The organism is Kocuria carniphila (assembly GCF_004136555.1).
Taxonomy (GTDB): domain Bacteria; phylum Actinomycetota; class Actinomycetes; order Actinomycetales; family Micrococcaceae; genus Kocuria; species Kocuria carniphila.
In genome coordinates this window covers 125,185-140,026 of record NZ_NOIT01000012.1, presented here as the reverse complement: position 1 = coordinate 140,026, position 14,842 = coordinate 125,185, and the positions used below count along the sequence as shown (strand labels likewise).

The 14,842-nt window shown below is 69.0% G+C and carries 15 protein-coding genes and 2 pseudogenes; 4 read left to right on the top strand and 13 right to left on the bottom strand.

Annotation, left to right across the window (positions count from 1 at the left end):
- From EWV37_RS10485 to EWV37_RS10425, 13 genes and pseudogenes are all read right to left on the bottom strand, one after another.
- Positions 1-183 (bottom strand): annotated as a pseudogene (locus tag EWV37_RS10485) (rRNA methyltransferase); the annotation flags it as partial.
- A pseudogene (locus EWV37_RS10480) lies at positions 176-509 on the bottom strand (hypothetical protein). The pseudogenes EWV37_RS10485 and EWV37_RS10480, both read right to left, overlap by 8 nt.
- Positions 510-904: 395 nt before the next feature.
- Positions 905-1,294 carry a heavy metal-responsive transcriptional regulator gene (locus EWV37_RS10475; protein ID WP_109222883.1) on the bottom strand — a complete coding sequence of 130 codons (390 nt, stop codon included), beginning with the start codon at positions 1,292-1,294 and terminating at the stop codon, positions 905-907.
- A gap of 107 nt (positions 1,295-1,401) precedes the next feature.
- Positions 1,402-2,790: an FAD-dependent oxidoreductase gene (locus EWV37_RS10470; protein ID WP_129701478.1), complete on the bottom strand. Its 1,389-nt coding sequence runs from the start codon at positions 2,788-2,790 to the stop codon at positions 1,402-1,404.
- An 87-nt stretch (positions 2,791-2,877) separates the two neighbouring features.
- Entirely contained in the window at positions 2,878-4,227 is a 1,350-nt protein-coding gene (locus EWV37_RS10465) for a dihydrolipoyl dehydrogenase family protein (protein ID WP_109222881.1), read from the bottom strand.
- Positions 4,228-4,462: 235 nt separating this feature from the next.
- Positions 4,463-5,908 carry a mercury(II) reductase gene (gene merA / locus EWV37_RS10460; protein ID WP_109222880.1) on the bottom strand — a complete coding sequence of 482 codons (1,446 nt, stop codon included), beginning with the start codon at positions 5,906-5,908 and terminating at the stop codon, positions 4,463-4,465.
- Between the two features lie 288 nt (positions 5,909-6,196).
- Complete coding sequence (locus EWV37_RS10455) at positions 6,197-6,733, bottom strand: DinB family protein (protein WP_109222879.1); 537 nt, start codon at positions 6,731-6,733, stop codon at positions 6,197-6,199.
- Entirely contained in the window at positions 6,730-7,353 is a 624-nt protein-coding gene (locus EWV37_RS10450; RefSeq protein ID WP_238663210.1) for a class I SAM-dependent methyltransferase, read from the bottom strand. The genes EWV37_RS10455 and EWV37_RS10450 overlap by 4 nt, the downstream gene beginning before the upstream one ends.
- A 167-nt stretch (positions 7,354-7,520) precedes the next feature.
- The gene (locus EWV37_RS10445) at positions 7,521-8,126 is read right to left on the bottom strand and encodes a cadmium resistance transporter (RefSeq protein WP_109222878.1); all 606 of its coding nucleotides are present in this window, start codon (positions 8,124-8,126) and stop codon (positions 7,521-7,523) included.
- A 236-nt stretch (positions 8,127-8,362) separates the two neighbouring features.
- Positions 8,363-8,710 (bottom strand): ArsR/SmtB family transcription factor, encoded by a 348-nt coding sequence (locus EWV37_RS10440; protein ID WP_062737353.1) that lies wholly within the window; start codon positions 8,708-8,710, stop codon positions 8,363-8,365.
- Positions 8,711-9,061: 351 nt separating this feature from the next.
- Complete coding sequence (lspA, locus tag EWV37_RS10435; protein ID WP_109222877.1) at positions 9,062-9,577, bottom strand: signal peptidase II; 516 nt, start codon at positions 9,575-9,577, stop codon at positions 9,062-9,064.
- Positions 9,574-11,523: a heavy metal translocating P-type ATPase gene (locus tag EWV37_RS10430; RefSeq protein ID WP_129701476.1), complete on the bottom strand. Its 1,950-nt coding sequence runs from the start codon at positions 11,521-11,523 to the stop codon at positions 9,574-9,576. The genes lspA and EWV37_RS10430 overlap by 4 nt, the downstream gene beginning before the upstream one ends.
- On the bottom strand, positions 11,520-11,906 hold the full coding sequence (locus EWV37_RS10425) for an ArsR/SmtB family transcription factor (RefSeq protein WP_062737356.1): 387 nt from the start codon (positions 11,904-11,906) through the stop codon (positions 11,520-11,522). Before EWV37_RS10425 ends, EWV37_RS10430 begins: the two co-directional genes overlap by 4 nt.
- Positions 11,907-11,987: 81 nt before the next feature.
- Here EWV37_RS10425 and EWV37_RS10420 point away from each other — a divergent pair, with 81 nt between their 5' ends.
- The 4 genes from EWV37_RS10420 to EWV37_RS10410 all read left to right on the top strand — a co-directional run bounded on the left by EWV37_RS10420 (position 11,988) and on the right by EWV37_RS10410 (position 14,837).
- Entirely contained in the window at positions 11,988-12,737 is a 750-nt protein-coding gene (locus EWV37_RS10420; protein WP_095650753.1) for a cytochrome c biogenesis CcdA family protein, read from the top strand.
- A gap of 81 nt (positions 12,738-12,818) precedes the next feature.
- Positions 12,819-13,754, top strand: a complete 936-nt coding sequence (gene cysK, locus EWV37_RS10415; RefSeq protein ID WP_109222875.1) for a cysteine synthase A — start codon at positions 12,819-12,821, stop codon at positions 13,752-13,754.
- 13 nt (positions 13,755-13,767) lie between these two features.
- Positions 13,768-13,893: a hypothetical protein gene (locus EWV37_RS15775; RefSeq protein ID WP_259915413.1), complete on the top strand. Its 126-nt coding sequence runs from the start codon at positions 13,768-13,770 to the stop codon at positions 13,891-13,893.
- Between the two features lie 314 nt (positions 13,894-14,207).
- The gene (locus tag EWV37_RS10410; RefSeq protein ID WP_062737359.1) at positions 14,208-14,837 is read left to right on the top strand and encodes a TlpA family protein disulfide reductase; all 630 of its coding nucleotides are present in this window, start codon (positions 14,208-14,210) and stop codon (positions 14,835-14,837) included.
- The last annotated feature ends 5 nt before the right edge of the window (positions 14,838-14,842 follow it).

The window sequence follows — 14,842 nt, the reverse complement described above, 5'->3', positions numbered from 1 at the left end:
CACGTGGAATTCATGACGCCGCGTGTCCAAGTCCGCGATGATCGCGTCCATGGCCCAGTAGCGGTAACCGTCCGCGAGTAACTCACGATCCCAGTGCTCACCCTCCGGCCGCGGACCTTCCCATGGGCCCACGCCCACCACGTGTTCGACATTGGCTTCAGAAGTGGTGGCCGGGTCAGTCAAGCCCCAGCTCGTCCTTCGAGTAGGCGTACAGGCAGGGCACTCCCGTGTACTCCTCGATGCGTTCCTTGGCACCCGTGCGGCGATCCACGATCACGGCCACAGCCACAACGTTCGCTCCGGTCTTCTGCCGTCAGGCTGAACATGACCTGCCCGACGTAACGCGAGGCCTCATGATGCAGGGTCACATGGCGCAGATCCACGTGGTAATCGGCCTGACTGTCGCTGGCCAACGTCACGTTTCAGCGCACTACGGCCAGTCCCTTGATGACGTCGCGCAGTCGCTCGCGAGCGGTGTCCAGATCCCCAGGGGAGAAATTGGTGTTCATGGCGTCCTGCTCACGTTTCCGGGCGGGTTTGAGCACGGTGGGTGGCGATGTCGCGACTCACGAGGACATCCCCGCGGTTGCCGCGGCCATGCTGCGAGTAGGACCTGACAGGCACACGGGGATGAAGTACTGGAGTACAGTCAAGCTCTCGGCCGAACCGCAGATCGTCGACTCACTCACCCGAACTCTCTACCCAAAGAGCACCAGTAGGATGCAGAGACCGGAGCACGTCGCCATGTACATCCAGGCAGGGCATGCCCAGATATGCACTTCTATCCCGAAAACGCCTTTCAGACAGATAACGACACGACCGAGAACCGGCCATATGTAAAGCGGTGGTAGCGCTCTTCGGATTCATCGCTGTGTTCATCCATATCTGAACATCAATGATGACCTCATAGGTAACTGCAGATTTGCTCGGCGTCGCACTGGGCGGGGTCGCCTTGGGAGGCGGCCTGGTAGTGCTCGGCCACGGAAGTCCGCAGAGCGGTGAGCTCAGCGATGTGCTGGTCGAGGTCAGTGAGTTGCTGGGCGAGCTGGGCGGCTACGTGGGCGCAGGGGGCCTGTCCGGCGTCGCGGATCTGCAGGATGTTCCGGATCTCGGCCAAACTGAGTCCGGCGGCCTTGCTGCGGCGGATGAACTGCAGGCGGGCGAGGGTCTCTGGTGGGTAGTCGCGGTACCCGTTGGGACCGCGGTGCACCGGGGGCAGCAGTCCTTGCTGTTCGTAGAACCGCAGGGCTTTGGTGGTCATGCCGGCGGCTGCGGCCGCTTCACCGATCCGCACGGTGCACCTCGATCCTGGACTGTTCTGTGGCCTTCCACGGTAGAGGAAGGTTCCGGTACCGGGCACTGCCTGACCCGGAGTCGTCGGTGGTCACCCGGAGTCGGTGGTCATCCGGGTTCGGTGCGGGCGCGGTCGGTCTCCACGGCCTGCCAACTCTTGCGGGCGGCGATCAGCACCGGGTCCCACACCGGGGAAAACGGTGGGGCGTAGGAGAGGTCGATGTTCAGCAGCTCTTCCACCGGGGTCTCGTGCCACAAAGCGACGGAGAGCACGTCGATGCGTTTGGCCGCGCCTTCTTCTCCGACGATCTGGGCTCCGAGCAGTCGTCCGGTGCCGCGTTCGGCGATGAGTTTGGTGCGGATCGGTTTGGCTCCGGGGTAGTAGCCGGCCCGGGTGGTGGAGTCGACCACGGCGGTGACCGGATCGAAGCCGGCCGCCTGCGCCTCGGCCTCGCCGAGGCCGGTGCGTCCGACTTCGATGTCGCAGATCTTGGTCACGGCGGTGCCGAGCACTCCGGGGAAGGTGGCGTAGCCGCCGCCGAGGTTGATCCCGGCGGTGCGGCCCTCCTTGTTGGCGTGGGTGCCCAGCGGGAGGCTGACGTGGCGGCGGGAGACGCGGTGGAACTTCTCCACGCAGTCCCCGGCTGCCCACACCCCGTCGATGCCGGTGCGCAGCCGGCGGTCCACCGTGATCGCCCCCGTGGCCCCCAGCGGGATCCCCGCCTGGGCGGCCAGGGTGGTGTTCGGGGTCACCCCCAGCCCGAGGATCACCAGATCGGTGGGGATGGTGGCTTGGTCGGTGACCACGGCGGTGACCTTCCCGTCGGTGGTGTCGAAGCCGGTGACGGTCTCCTCCATCCGCACCTCCATCCCGAAGCCTTCCATCGCGGTGGCGATGAGCGCGCCCATGTCCGGGTCCAGGGCCGGCAGCGGGGCCGGGGGGCGTCCGATCACGGTGATGCCCACGCCCCAGGCGGACAGGGCCTCGGCCAGTTCCAGGCCGATGTAGCCGGCCCCGACCACCACGGCCCGGCCCGGCCGGTCCCGCTCCAGCACCGTGCGCAGGGCGAGGCCGTCGTCGAGGGTCTGCACCCCGTGGATGCCGGCCGCCTCGATCCCGGGCAGTGGAGGGCGGGCCGGGGTGGCCCCGGTGGCGACCATGAGCTGGTCGAAGCCCTCCCAGGCCTCCCGGCCCCGGACGAGGTCACGCACCAGCACGGCGCGCCGGTGCAGGTCTATGTCCAGGACCTCGTGACCGGTCCGGGCGTCGATGGCGTGGTGGTCGCGGAACTGCTGCGGGGTGCGCGCGATCAGTGCCGTGGTGTCGGCGACGTCCTTGCCGATGAAGTACGGGATCCCGCAGGCGGAGTAGGAGGTGTAGTGACCGCGCTCGAACGCCACGATCTCCAACTGGTCCTGGGGCAGCTGGCGGCGGGCGGCGGAGGCCGCGCTCATCCCGGCGGCGTCCCCACCGATGACGATCAATCGTTGGGCCATGGGCTTCCCCTTTCTCGAGCAGTGCTTCGGCTTGCTGTCGCCTTCTGCAGCGGATCATGCCCGGTTGCCCGGGGCGGCGCCCAGCCCCTAGACCTCGAGCTGCTCCAGTGCGGCTTGGTAGGCCTCGTGGTAGGTGGGGAATTGGGCGATCTGATCGCGCAGGATTTCCAGCGGCAGCTGCGCCCGGATGGCCAGGGAGGCGTGGTGGATCCATTCCCCCGCCTGCGGGCCGACCGCCCACGCCCCGATCAGCACTGCCCGCTCGGCGTCGGCCAGCAGCCCCAGGTGCCCGCGCGGGTCCTGCTCGTAGGTCCACGGGCGGGCGATGGCCTGGGCCAGATCCAGCTCGGTGGCGATGGCACGGATCCCGCGCTGTTGCGCCTGCTCGGTGGTGAGTCCGGCGGCGGCGATCTCCGGGTCGGCGAACACCACCCGCGGGATCCCCTCATAGCCGGCCGGGCGCGGGCGGCCGAGGATCGCGTCGGCGGCGATCCGCCCCTGATACTTCGCCACATGGGTGAAGGGCATCACCGCGGTGACATCGCCGATCGCCCACAAGTTGTCGGCGGCCCGGGCGTGCTCGTCGATGAGCACCTCGCCGTGCTCGCCCAGACGTGCCCCGGCCGCCTCCAAGCCCAGACCCTGGGTGCGGGGGGCGCGGCCGGTGCCGAAGATCACCACGTCGGCGGCCACCTCGCTCCCGTCCTCGAGGATCACCATACTGTCCGCACCGTTCCTGTGGGCCTTGGCGGCCGAGGCGCCCAGGCGGATGTCGACCCCGGCTTCGGTCAGGTAGTCGTGGACGAGCTCCCCCACCCGGGGGTCCTCCCGGCCCAGCAGCCGGTCCCCGCGGTGGATGAGGGTGACCTGCACCCCGAAGCGGGCCAGGAACGTGGCGGTCTCCACCCCGACGGCGCTGCCGCCGATGATCACCGCCCGGCGCGGTAGATCGTGGGTGGTGTAGGTTTCCCGGTTGGTCCAGGCGGTGATCTCCTCGATACCCTCGATGGGCGGAATCACGGCCTCGGAGCCGGTGGCGATGATGATGTGCTCGGCGGTGATCTCCCGGTCCCCGACCTGGATCCGGCCCGGGCCGGTGAGACGGGCCTCGCCCCGGATCACGGTCGCGCCCTGGGCGGTGTAGCCCTCGGCCTGGGCGGAGTCGTCGAGGTCACGGATCATGTAGTCGCGGTATTCCCGGGTGGACGCCCAGTCCACCTCGGCCCCGGAGACCCCGGCGGCCTTGTGCACCTCGGTGCGGGCCTCGGCCGGGCGCAGCACCGTCTTGGAAGGGATGCACGCCCAGTAGGCGCACTCCCCACCGATCAACTCCCGCTCGATCACGGCGACGTTCTTCCCCGCCGCCAGCAGCCGGCCGGCGGCGACCTCACCACCGGGACCCATGCCCAACACGGCCACGTCGAAATGTTCGCTCATGATGCGTCTCCTTCAGATGCGGTGGATCTTTCGGCTCTGCTCATCGTGGCACCCCGTCCCATCACGGGGCAGGACGCGCGGTGCCAGCCGCCGCATGGTCGCCGGGGAGGTCGGAGGGGGCCTGGGCGAGCATCTGCTCGGCCGTGCTCATGCCTCCCGGCCGGCCACCGCAGAGGCCTCGTGGCCGGTCACCGTCGTCCCCTCCTGTGCTGGGGTGGCTGGTGGGGTCCGGGCCTCAAGCGGCGCAGCAGGACAGTTTCGAGACATCGGTGCGGAAGGACTGGGCGGCGATCTTCAAACCCTCAGCCATCGTCAGATACGGGCACCACAAGGTCGCCACCTGGTCCACCGTCATCCCCGCGGACAAGATGTATACCCCGGCCGCGGCCAGGTCCCCGGCCTCCTGGGCCACCGCGGTGATCCCCACGATCCGCCCGGTGTCGGCGTCGGCGACGATCTTGATGAACCCCCGGGTGTCACGGTTCACCAGCGCCCGCGGCACGTACTCCAGGGGCAGCACCCGGCACTCACACCGGATGCCCGCCTCCCGGGCCTGCTTATCCGTCATCCCCACCGCCCCCACCGCCGGGGAGGTGAAGGTGACCCGGGGAAGGTGGGTGTAGTCGACCCGCTGCCCGGTGTCGTGGAAGGCGTTCTCCACCGCGGTGACCCCGTGGGCGGAGGCCACGTAGACGAACTCCGGGTGCCCGGTGACATCCCCGGCCGCCCAGATCCGCGGATGCGAACTCGCCAGGGTGTCCTCCACGAGGATCTCCCCCCGCTCCCCCGTAGCCACCCCCACCGTGCCCAGGCCCAGGCCCTCGGTGACCGCCCGGCGCCCGGTGGCCACCAGCAACCGGTCCGCGGTGAACTCCTGGCGCCCGGCCCGGGTGGTGGCGGCCACCACAACGCCCCCGGTGGCCGGATCGGTGCCCACGGACTCGACCGCGGCCCGGCGCACCACTGTGATGCCCTCATCGGCGAAGACCCCCAGGAGGGTCTTCGAGACCTCCGGTTCCTCCCCGGACAGCAACCGGGAACGGACCAGCACCGTGACCTGCGAGCCCAGCCGGGCGAAGAGCTGGGCCTGCTCCAAAGCCACATAGCCGCCGCCGAGCACGATCATCGACTCCGGGACCTCCGGCAACTCCATCGCCGTCGTGGAGGTGAGGTAGTCGACATCCTCCAGCCCGGGAATCGGCGGAGCCCACGGGGCCGAGCCGGTGGCCACCAAGTAGTGCCGGGCCCGCACCTCCTCCACGGCCCCGCCCCCACCGGTGATCTCCAGCACCGGGTCCTGGGCCGTGCCGGTGAAGGCGGCCTCCCCTCGGCGCAGGTCCCACCCGTAGTCGGCGATCAGATCCACGTACTTCTCCGAACGCATCCCCTCCACCAGCCCGTCCTTGCCCGCCATCAGCCCCGGCATGTCCACCGGGCCCGCGGAGGCGGCGAGCCCGGGAAACCGACCAGGCGCCTCCAGGGCCACATGGCGGGCGGCCGCAGCAGCCAGCAACGCCTTCGACGGCACACACCCGGTGTTCACACAGGTGCCCCCCACCGTGGACCGCTCCACCATCACCACCCGTTGGCCCAGGCTGGTCGCCCGGATCGCCGCGGCGAAAGCACCACCACCAGAACCGATGATGGCCAGATCCGTCTCGATCACTGCCGTGTCAGCCATGACAACCTCCGCAACTCGGTGAGGAACACTTCCACCGGAAACTTTCCGCGCGCCTTTCTCCAACCCAGCCTGCACCTTCCCCCACAGGGGAAGGTCAAGGTGGCGCTGCGACAACAGCCCCCTGTCGGTGCCGGCTGAATACAGACCCTCGGGCGCCGGGCGGGTTCAACGGTGGGTTCACCCCAGGCTCATGGCCCCATCAGCATCAGCCTGGTCGGCCCTGACGTGGCGATCCCGCCCAAAACGCAGGACGCCCACTGAGCCGTCCCGACCGCACTACTCAGCTCCTCAGGATGGCCGGCCGATGGTCAGCTGCCGTCGGTGGTGATCGTAGTGCTGAGTGCCGTAGTGGTAGATCTCGGCCAGGCTCATCCAGTCCCGGAAGTACGGGTCCCAGGACACGGGCATGTGCATCCCACGGGCCAGTGCGGCCGCGGGCTCGGCGGCGAGCTGGGCCTGCAGGACCTCGACGGTGCGGTCGAACCACCGGATCAGCCGCGGACCGTGGATCACCCGCGCGGCCCCGCGGTCGCTGAAGTAGTTGAAGAGGTGGAACGGACGGGTGCCAGCCTCCAGTGTCCGGGCGAAGATGCGGCTGACCGGCTCGGGGAGCCGGCCCATCAGGCGCACCAGCGGCAGCAGGCGCCAGACGATCAGGTAGCCGAAGAACATGTGGAACAGCAGCTGCCCGTTGGTCCACCGAGTGCCTGACGAGAGATGGTGCACATCCGCAGGGGTCGCTTTAATGATCAGGGCGTGGAAGTCCGCGCGGACCCGCTCCAGCTCCTCATGGATGGTTCCGGGGGTGATGGGCGCGCTATTCATCGGCTGTTCCTGGAAGTGATGTCGCTGCCGGGAGCGTTCTGGGCATTGCCTGGCTTGTGGGCGATAAAACGTATGACCCGACCGCCGAAGGACAGCCGGAGGGCGAGTGGGGCAAGGCCGGCCTGGTCGAAGACTGGTCCGAAGGCTTCCGGTTCGATGAGCCGGTGCGGTGACCGGTCGGCACGGTGCACCAGGGATGCCATGGGTGAGGCCAGCAGGTCGTATCCCACGAAGGCCCCGCCCGGTCGCAGGACTCGGGCCGCCTGGGTCACCGCGTGTTCCCACTCGATGACGTGGTGGAGCATCAGAAAGCTCAGAATCGTGTCGAACGACTCGTCCTCGAAGGGCAGCCGAGTGGCATCGGCCTGACGCGCCTGGACCAAGGGGTGTCCGGCCAGGCGGTCCTGCGCGGCCTCGACCATCACCGGGTCGGCATCGGTCATGGTGAGCCGCACCCGGGGATGGGCTCGGGCGATGGCCTCGGCCATCGCACCGCTGCCTCCACCGATCTCCAGCACGTCCCCGGTGACGGGGAACCCCTGGGTCGCCCAAGGAACCATCCGCCGGGCCACAAGGCCCCATGGCGCGCTGCGACAGAAGGAGGCCTCTAAGGCGGACATCCTCGGCATGGTTTCCACCTTTCGGCGTACGCATCGTGTGCGCCGAGCCTAGTTCCACGATCGACGGTAGTGAACCGTTTAGGCAAAGGATGGGGGCGACCTGGCCATTCACACCGCCCGGGGGAGCCGGGGTCCCGTCGCAGGGCTGAGCTCAGCAGGCGGATGGGTTAGAGGCCGAAGGCGCCGCCTTCGAGGAGGATGACCACGCCCAGGCCGATCAGCACGATCGGGAACAGGATGTGTTCCCATCGTTCCAGGACTTCGGCGATGGGTTTGCGGGTGGCCACGTACTTGGCGATAGCCACCAGCACCGCGACCATGGCCAAAAAGGCGATGCAGTAGGCCACCATCGCGGTGGGGCCCACGGTGACGAATACGGGCACGTAGACCCCGATGTTGTCCCCGCCGTTGGCGAAGGTGACTGCGGCGACGGTCCAGATGCTGACCTGTTTGCCGGCGACCTTCCCCTCGTCATCGTCGTCGTCCTCGTCGCTGCGCCAGACCTTCCAGGCCGCGATGAGGCCGAGGATCAGGGGAATGAGGCCGAAGTAGGGAATGGCCTCGGGCGGCAGGAAGGTGCTGGCGCCCAGGGTCACCAGCACGGAGGCGACCAGGATGCCGCCGAAGCCCACGTACTGGCCGATCCCGATTTTGGCGGTAGTGCCACGGGCTCCGGCTCCGCGGGCGAAGAACAGGGAGAGCACGATGATGTCGTCGATGTTGGTGGCCGCGAACAGGCCGATCGCCTGCAGCACGGGGGAGATGAGTTCCATAACCTGTCTTTTCTTAGGTGGGGAGAATCGCCGACCGGGACCTGGCGTGCTGCGCTGTGTCGGGCGGCCGAGTGCGCAGGCAAGGGAAGGCTGCCGGGAGCCGATGCCCCGGGCACCATCACCGGGGCACTGTCACCGGGTATGGGTCGCGGCGCCCGTCATGGGCACCCGAAGGCGCACCAGCACCCGCTTTCACCCTCAGTGCGTGGGCGGGCCAGGTGAGGGTGATGTATTTGTCAGTGTTCTTGGGTGGAGGTGCCGTAGGCGGGACACAGCGCGACCTGGGAACCGGTGGCTGCCAGCAGGGTCTCGGCGGCGGCGAGCACATCCATCAGCTCCGGGCGGGTCAGAGCGTAGAAGATCTGCCGCCCCTCGACGCGTCCGGCCACCAGCCCGCACTCGCGCAGGCAGGCCACATGGGCCGAGACGGTGGATTGAGCCAGGCCCGTTTCCTCCACCAGGTCCCGCACTCGAGCTTCACCGCCGGCCAGGCGCCCCACGATGGCCAGGCGAGTGGGATCGGACAGGGAGTGAAACAGGGCCACAGCCGGGGCCAGGCCGGTCGTACAACTAGTGTTCGTCATGACCCGATCCTATCGCCTAATTCCGATTGATTGGACGGGGTGGATCTGACGTTGCCCGCAAGGGACGGTGCAGGGCCTTTTGTCCAGGGAATGGTGGGTCTCGGGCTGGAGACTACCTCGACCCGAGCCTACCCGGCAGAGAAGCTGTTGTGGCCGCCGTGCAGGGGCCCGAGATAGTCATCGGCTCGGTGCGACGGGAGGCCCGGGGGCCTCGCCTGCGGTGGCTGTGGCCAAAGAGCGGCGGGCATGGGCGTGACGAGTGAAGGCCCGGGGCGGGACCCGTGGTGGCCTGAGTCAGGGCCGCCGAGGAGGTCTCGGCGGCCCTGACGTTACGCGATGAGCAGGTGGGGGCTATTCGGCGGAGATGTCCTGGGGGCGCGGAGCCAGCAGCGTACCCAGGATCAAGAGGCCCACCCCGGTGGTGACGAAGACGTCGGCGAGATTGAAGGTGGGGAACCACCCGGTGTGCAGGTAGTCCACCACCCCTCCCCCGTCGAGGCGGTCCAGGAAGTTTCCGATAGCGCCCCCGAGCATCAGGGTCGCTCCGGTACGGGCCAGCCCGGTCAGGGTGGGTGTCGCAACGAGCAAATACCAGATCAGCCCGGCGATGATCGCCCCGGTCGCGGCGATGATGACCCAGGAGGGCAGGGCCGCCCCGAGGCTGAAGGCCACCCCGGTGTTGTGGTGCAGCTGCAGCGTGAGCGGCCCCAGATCTACCGTGGTCCCGTCGGTGAGACGGGCTGAGGTCACGGCTTTGAGAATCAGATCGACGGTGGCCAGCGCCGCTGCCCCGGCCAGCAAGAGGGTCCGGGACCGGCGAGCAGATCGGGACGAAGGGCCGACCTGCCCGGCGACGGGGGCGCTCATGCGGCCGGTTCCAGAGCCGGTGCGGGCTGGGTAGTGGGCAGCTGGGTGCGGCGGGAGATCCGCCCGGCGCGTACCCCGTTGGCGATGATCAGGATTTCGGCCACCTCGTGTACCAGCACCACCGCGGCCAACCCGAGGATCCCAAACAGGGCCAGGGGGATCAGCACCGCGATCAGCGCCAGGGACACCCCGACGTTCTGCAGCATGATCGAGCGGGTCCGCCGGGCGTGCTCGAGGGCTTGGGGCAGGTGGTGGAGGTCCTCGCCCATCAAGGCGATGTCGGCGGTCTCGATGGCCACGTCGGTGCCCATTGCGCCCATGGCGATGCCGATGTCGGCGGTGGCCAGGGCGGGGGCGTCGTTGACGCCGTCACCGACCATCGCCGTGGGGCGTTGCGCCTTGAGGGTGCGGATGATCTCGGCTTTGTCCTCCGGGCGCAGGTCGGCGTGGACCTGGGTGATGCCGGCGGCCTCGGCCAGGGCATGGGCGGTGAGGGTGTTGTCCCCGGTGAGCATCGCGGTGGTGTATCCGGCGCGGTTGAGCCGGGTGATCACCTCTCGGGCCTCCGGGCGCAGCTCATCGCGCACCGCGATCGCCCCGATGACACGCCCGTCCTGCTCGATGAGCACGGCCGTGGCCCCGGAGCGCTGCATCCGCTCGATCTCGGCGACCAGGGGCCCCGGGTCGATCCACCCGGGCCGGCCCAGCCGCAGGCGGGCGCCGTCCAGGGTGCCGTAGAGCCCGGCCCCGGGCACGGTATCCACCTGGGTCACCTCGGCCCGCTCAGGTGTGGCGGCGAGGATGGCCCGGGCCAGGGGGTGTTCGCTGCGGGCCTCCAACCCGGCGGCCAGTCCCAGCACCTGCTGCCGGGTCACCCCGCCAGTGGTGGCGACCTCGATGACGGCCGGGTTGTTGCGGGTGAGGGTGCCGGTCTTGTCCAGGGCGATGGTGCCGATCTTGCCCAGGGTCTCCACCGCGGCCCCGCCCTTGATCAGCACCCCGATGCGGCTGGCGGCTCCGACCGAGGCCACCACGGTGACGGGCACCGAGATCGCCAGGGCGCACGGGGAAGCGGCGACCAGCACGACCAGGGCGCGTTCGAACCACAGGACCGGCTCCCCCACGATGAACCCGTAGGCGATGATCAGGGCGGCGACGATGAGGATGCCCGGCACCAGGCGTTTGGCGATCGCATCGGCCAGTCGCTGGCCGGGGCCTTTGCGGGACTGCTCGGTCTCGACGATGTGCACGATCTTCGCCAAGGAATTGTCCTCGGCGGTGCTGGTGACTTCCACCTCCAGCGGGCCGGTGCCGTTGATGGACCCGGCGTAGACCTCCGCGCCGGGGCCGGCCTCCACGGGCACGGACTCCCCGGTCAGCGCCGAGGTGTCCAAGGAGGTGCGCCCGGTGAGGATCCGCCCATCGGTGGCCACCCGCTCCCCGGGCCGCACCACCATCCGGTCCCCCAGTACCAGCTCAGCCGGGGGCACGGTGACCTGCACCCCGGCCCGGAGCACCGTGGCCTGATCCGGGACCAGCTCCAGCAGCGCGCGCAGCCCGCGCCGGGTGCGCGCCACCGAGTACTCCTCCAGGGCCTCGGCGATGGCGTAGAGGAAGGCCAGCATCGCCGCTTCCTCGATCTGCCCCAGGGCGACCGCTCCGACGGCGGCGATGGTCATCAGGGTCCCGACCCCGATCTTGCCCCGGGCCAGCCGGCGCAGCGTGGAGGGCACGAACGTCCATCCGGCCGCCAGCAGCGCGCCCGTCTCCAGGCTCAGCGCCACCCACAGAGGAACCCCGGCCAGCGACAGGATCCAGCCGGCCAGCAGCAGCACCCCGGCCGCGGCGGCGAACCGGACCTCGCGCACCTGCCAGAAGCCCTCGGCCTCCTCCCCGGCCTCACCGGTTTCGTTCTTCTCGTCGCTGCATCCGCAGGCATCGCTCATCGGGTGATCTCCTGAATCTGGGGGGTGTCACGGGCATCCAGCCCGTAGTTCGGGCACAGACTCACGGCGTTGCCGGTGGCCGCCAGCAGCACCTCAGTGGCGGCCAGCACGTCCATCAGCTCCGGGCGGGTCAGCGAGTAGTACACGCTGCGCCCCTGCGCCCGACCCTGCACCAGCCCGCAACCACGCAAGCACGCCACATGGCCGGACACGGTCGACTGGGCCAGCCCCAGCTCGCTGGTGAGATCACGCACCCGCACCTCCCCGGAAGCCAAGCGCTGCACAATCGCCAGCCGGGTCGGGTCACTGAGGGAGTGGAACAACGCCGCCGCCGGATCCAACACCTCACAAGGGGCATCCGGAACATACTCTGAAATCGTCATGGACCGATGATAACCGTGTTTTGGGCTGACAGTGGTCATGTGCGGTAGTCTCAGGGCGCCCCCTGGCCCGAGGAGATGGTGATGACGATTGGCGGCTACTTCGCCGAGACGGTGAACTCCGGGGCCCTGCTCATCGCCGTGCCCTTGGCGGTGATCGCCGGGATCGTCTCTTTCATCTCCCCGTGCATCCTGCCGTTGGTGCCCGGCTACCTCGGCTACGTCTCCGGGCTGACCGATCCGACCCGGGCCGACAACCGGCGGCGGGTGCTGGCCGGGGTGGGGCTGTTCATCCTGGGTTTCGCGGCCGTGTTCACTGTCTACGGGGCGGCCTTCGGCGCCATCGGGGGCTGGTTGGTGCGGTGGCAGGATCCGCTGATGCGGGTGTTGGGGGTGTTCGTGGCGCTCATGGGCCTGGTGCTGGTCGGGAAGTTCCCCTTCCTGCAGCAGACCAAGAAGCTGTCCTTCCAACCCCGCACCGGCATCGCCGGCGCCCCGCTGCTCGGGGTGGTCTTCGGCCTGGGTTGGACCCCCTGCATGGGCCCGACCCTGAGTGCGGTGCTGGCGCTGAGCACCACCACCGGCGGGGCCTGGCGCGGAGCCCTGCTGGGCTTCACCTACTGCCTGGGCCTGGGCATTCCATTCGTGCTGGTCGCGGCCGGGCTCAACTGGGTCACCACGACCCTGAGCTACATCCGCCGCAACATCCGCACCTTCAACATCGCCGGCGGCTCCGTACTGATCGCCGTGGGGCTGCTGATGGTGACCGGGATCTGGATGCAGTGGATCTATCAGCTCCAAAGCCTCGCCGGCACCTTCATCACTCCTGTCTGAGCCCGGGAGAACATCCCCGGCTTGTGACGCACCGAATCCCAACACCCACCGATTCACCACACCACCACCCAGGAGCACACCATGGCGAAGATCTACCACGACGTCACCGAGATCGTGGGCAGCACCCCGCTCGTCCACCTCAACCGGCTCGACGAGGGCCTGCCCGGCAACGTCGCCGTGAAGCTGGAGTTCTACAACCCGGCGAACTCCGTCAAGGACCGCATCGGGGTCTCCATCGTCGACGCCGCCGAGAACTCCGGGAAGCTCAAGCCCGGCGGCACGATCGTCGAGGGCACCTCCGGCAACACCGGCATCGCCCTGGCCCTGGTCGGCGCCGCCCGCGGCTACAAGGTGATCCTCACCATGCCCGAGACCATGTCCACCGAGCGGCGGGTCATGCTCCGCGCCTACGGCGCCGAGATCGTCCTGACCCCCGGTGCCGAGGGGATGCGCGGAGCGGTCGAGAAGGCGCAGGAGATCGTCGGCTCCAGTGACAACGCCGTCCTCGCCAGCCAGTTCGCCAACGAGGCCAACCCCGCGATCCACTACCGGACCACGGGCCCCGAGATCTGGGAGGACACCGACGGCCAGGTCGACGTCTTCGTCTCCGGCGTGGGCACCGGCGGCACCATCACCGGCGCGGGCCGCTACCTGCGCGAGCAGAAGCCGGACATCCGCCTGGTCGTCGTCGAGCCGGCCGACTCACCCCTGCTCACCGAGGGCAAGGCCGGCCCGCACAAGATCCAGGGCCTCGGGGCGAACTTCGTCCCCGACAACCTCGACCGGGACATCTACGACGACGTCTACGACGTGAGCGTCGAGGACTCCGTGCGGGTCGCCCGGGAGCTGGGCACCAAGGAGGGCATCCTCGGCGGGATCTCCTCGGGCGCCATCGTGTGGGCCGCCCTGCAGGATGCCGCCAAGGAGGAGAACCGCGACAAGTTGATCGTGGCGGTTGTGTGCGACTACGGGGAGCGCTACATCTCCACCCTGCTCTACGAGGACATCCGCGGCTGAGGCCCTGCCAGGGTTGCCGACCCACATCACCGATCCGCAGCTGCCGCAAGCCACCACCAAGGCCGAGCTGATGGCCCGCGTGCTGGCCGAAAACGGCCTGGGGCACGTGGGTCTCGCCCTCGATCTGGAGTCCCCGTAGCTGTCCGCCGGAGGAGAACCGCGCGTGGTCATTCCCTGGAGTCCGCCCTAACCGCGGCACCTCCGTCTCGGGCCGCATCGCCATTGCCCGGAGAGCCAATGCCCCCGCAGCCGGTGGTCGCCGCCCCGACGGCAACGGTGATTCCCGTTGCTATGATCGACGTATAACGATCATCTCTGAGTGTGCCGGCGTGCGCCCCAGGCCCTCGACAACAGGCCCGCCGTGTTGCGCTCAGAGGCCTATCGGCTTCCCGGTTCATCGTTTCCGGGGTCAGCCCCTACCCGTCCCCGAGCCCGTTTCGACCCTGAGGTGAAATGCCCGTGCCCTCGAACTCTTCACTGCCCACCCACCCGTCCCGCCGCCGTGTGCTCTCCTTGGCCGGTGCAGGAGTCCTCGGGGTGGTCATGGCCGGCTGCGGTGCGGAGGAAGATCCCCTGGCCCAACAGGCCAACACGGGAGACGAGAAGGGCTACATCGCCGGGGACGGCACCGTCTCGGAGTACGCCCCGGATCAGCGGGGGGAGCCGGTGCAGTTCAGCGGCACCCTTTTCGATGGGACCGAGCTCTCGGCCGAGGACTTGCGGGGGAAGCCCGCGCTGCTGAACTTCTGGTACGCGGCCTGCCCTCCGTGCCGGGTGGAGGCCCCGGACCTCGCCGAACTCGCCCAGCAGTTCGAGGGGCAGATCGCCTTCTACGGGGTAAACCTGCGCGATGATCAGGCCACGGCCGAGGCCTTCGAGCGGACCTTCGGGATCCCGTACCCCTCCTTCGAAGACAAGGACGGGAAGGTGGTGATGGCCCTGAACGCCTATGTGCCCCCGCGGGCGGTGCCCACCACGCTGGTGCTCGACGCCCAAGGCCGGGTCGCAGCCCGCATCCTGGGGATCGCAGACCGGTCCATCCTCGAGACCCTCCTCGAGGACACGGTGGCCGAGACAGCATGACTTCC

Coding starts and splice junctions, on each gene's coding strand:
- EWV37_RS10470 (WP_129701478.1), bottom strand. CDS start 2,790: ATGGCCCAACGATTGATCGTCATCGGTGGGGACGCCGCCGGGATGAGC.
- EWV37_RS10465 (WP_109222881.1), bottom strand. CDS start 4,227: ATGAGCGAACATTTCGACGTGGCCGTGTTGGGCATGGGTCCCGGTGGT.
- merA (WP_109222880.1), bottom strand. CDS start 5,908: ATGGCTGACACGGCAGTGATCGAGACGGATCTGGCCATCATCGGTTCT.
- EWV37_RS10455 (WP_109222879.1), bottom strand. CDS start 6,733: ATGAATAGCGCGCCCATCACCCCCGGAACCATCCATGAGGAGCTGGAG.
- EWV37_RS10450 (WP_238663210.1), bottom strand. CDS start 7,353: ATGTCCGCCTTAGAGGCCTCCTTCTGTCGCAGCGCGCCATGGGGCCTT.
- EWV37_RS10445 (WP_109222878.1), bottom strand. CDS start 8,126: ATGGAACTCATCTCCCCCGTGCTGCAGGCGATCGGCCTGTTCGCGGCC.
- EWV37_RS10440 (WP_062737353.1), bottom strand. CDS start 8,710: ATGACGAACACTAGTTGTACGACCGGCCTGGCCCCGGCTGTGGCCCTG.
- lspA (WP_109222877.1), bottom strand. CDS start 9,577: ATGAGCGCCCCCGTCGCCGGGCAGGTCGGCCCTTCGTCCCGATCTGCT.
- EWV37_RS10430 (WP_129701476.1), bottom strand. CDS start 11,523: ATGAGCGATGCCTGCGGATGCAGCGACGAGAAGAACGAAACCGGTGAG.
- EWV37_RS10425 (WP_062737356.1), bottom strand. CDS start 11,906: ATGACGATTTCAGAGTATGTTCCGGATGCCCCTTGTGAGGTGTTGGAT.
- EWV37_RS10420 (WP_095650753.1), top strand. CDS start 11,988: ATGACGATTGGCGGCTACTTCGCCGAGACGGTGAACTCCGGGGCCCTG.
- cysK (WP_109222875.1), top strand. CDS start 12,819: ATGGCGAAGATCTACCACGACGTCACCGAGATCGTGGGCAGCACCCCG.
- EWV37_RS10410 (WP_062737359.1), top strand. CDS start 14,208: ATGCCCGTGCCCTCGAACTCTTCACTGCCCACCCACCCGTCCCGCCGC.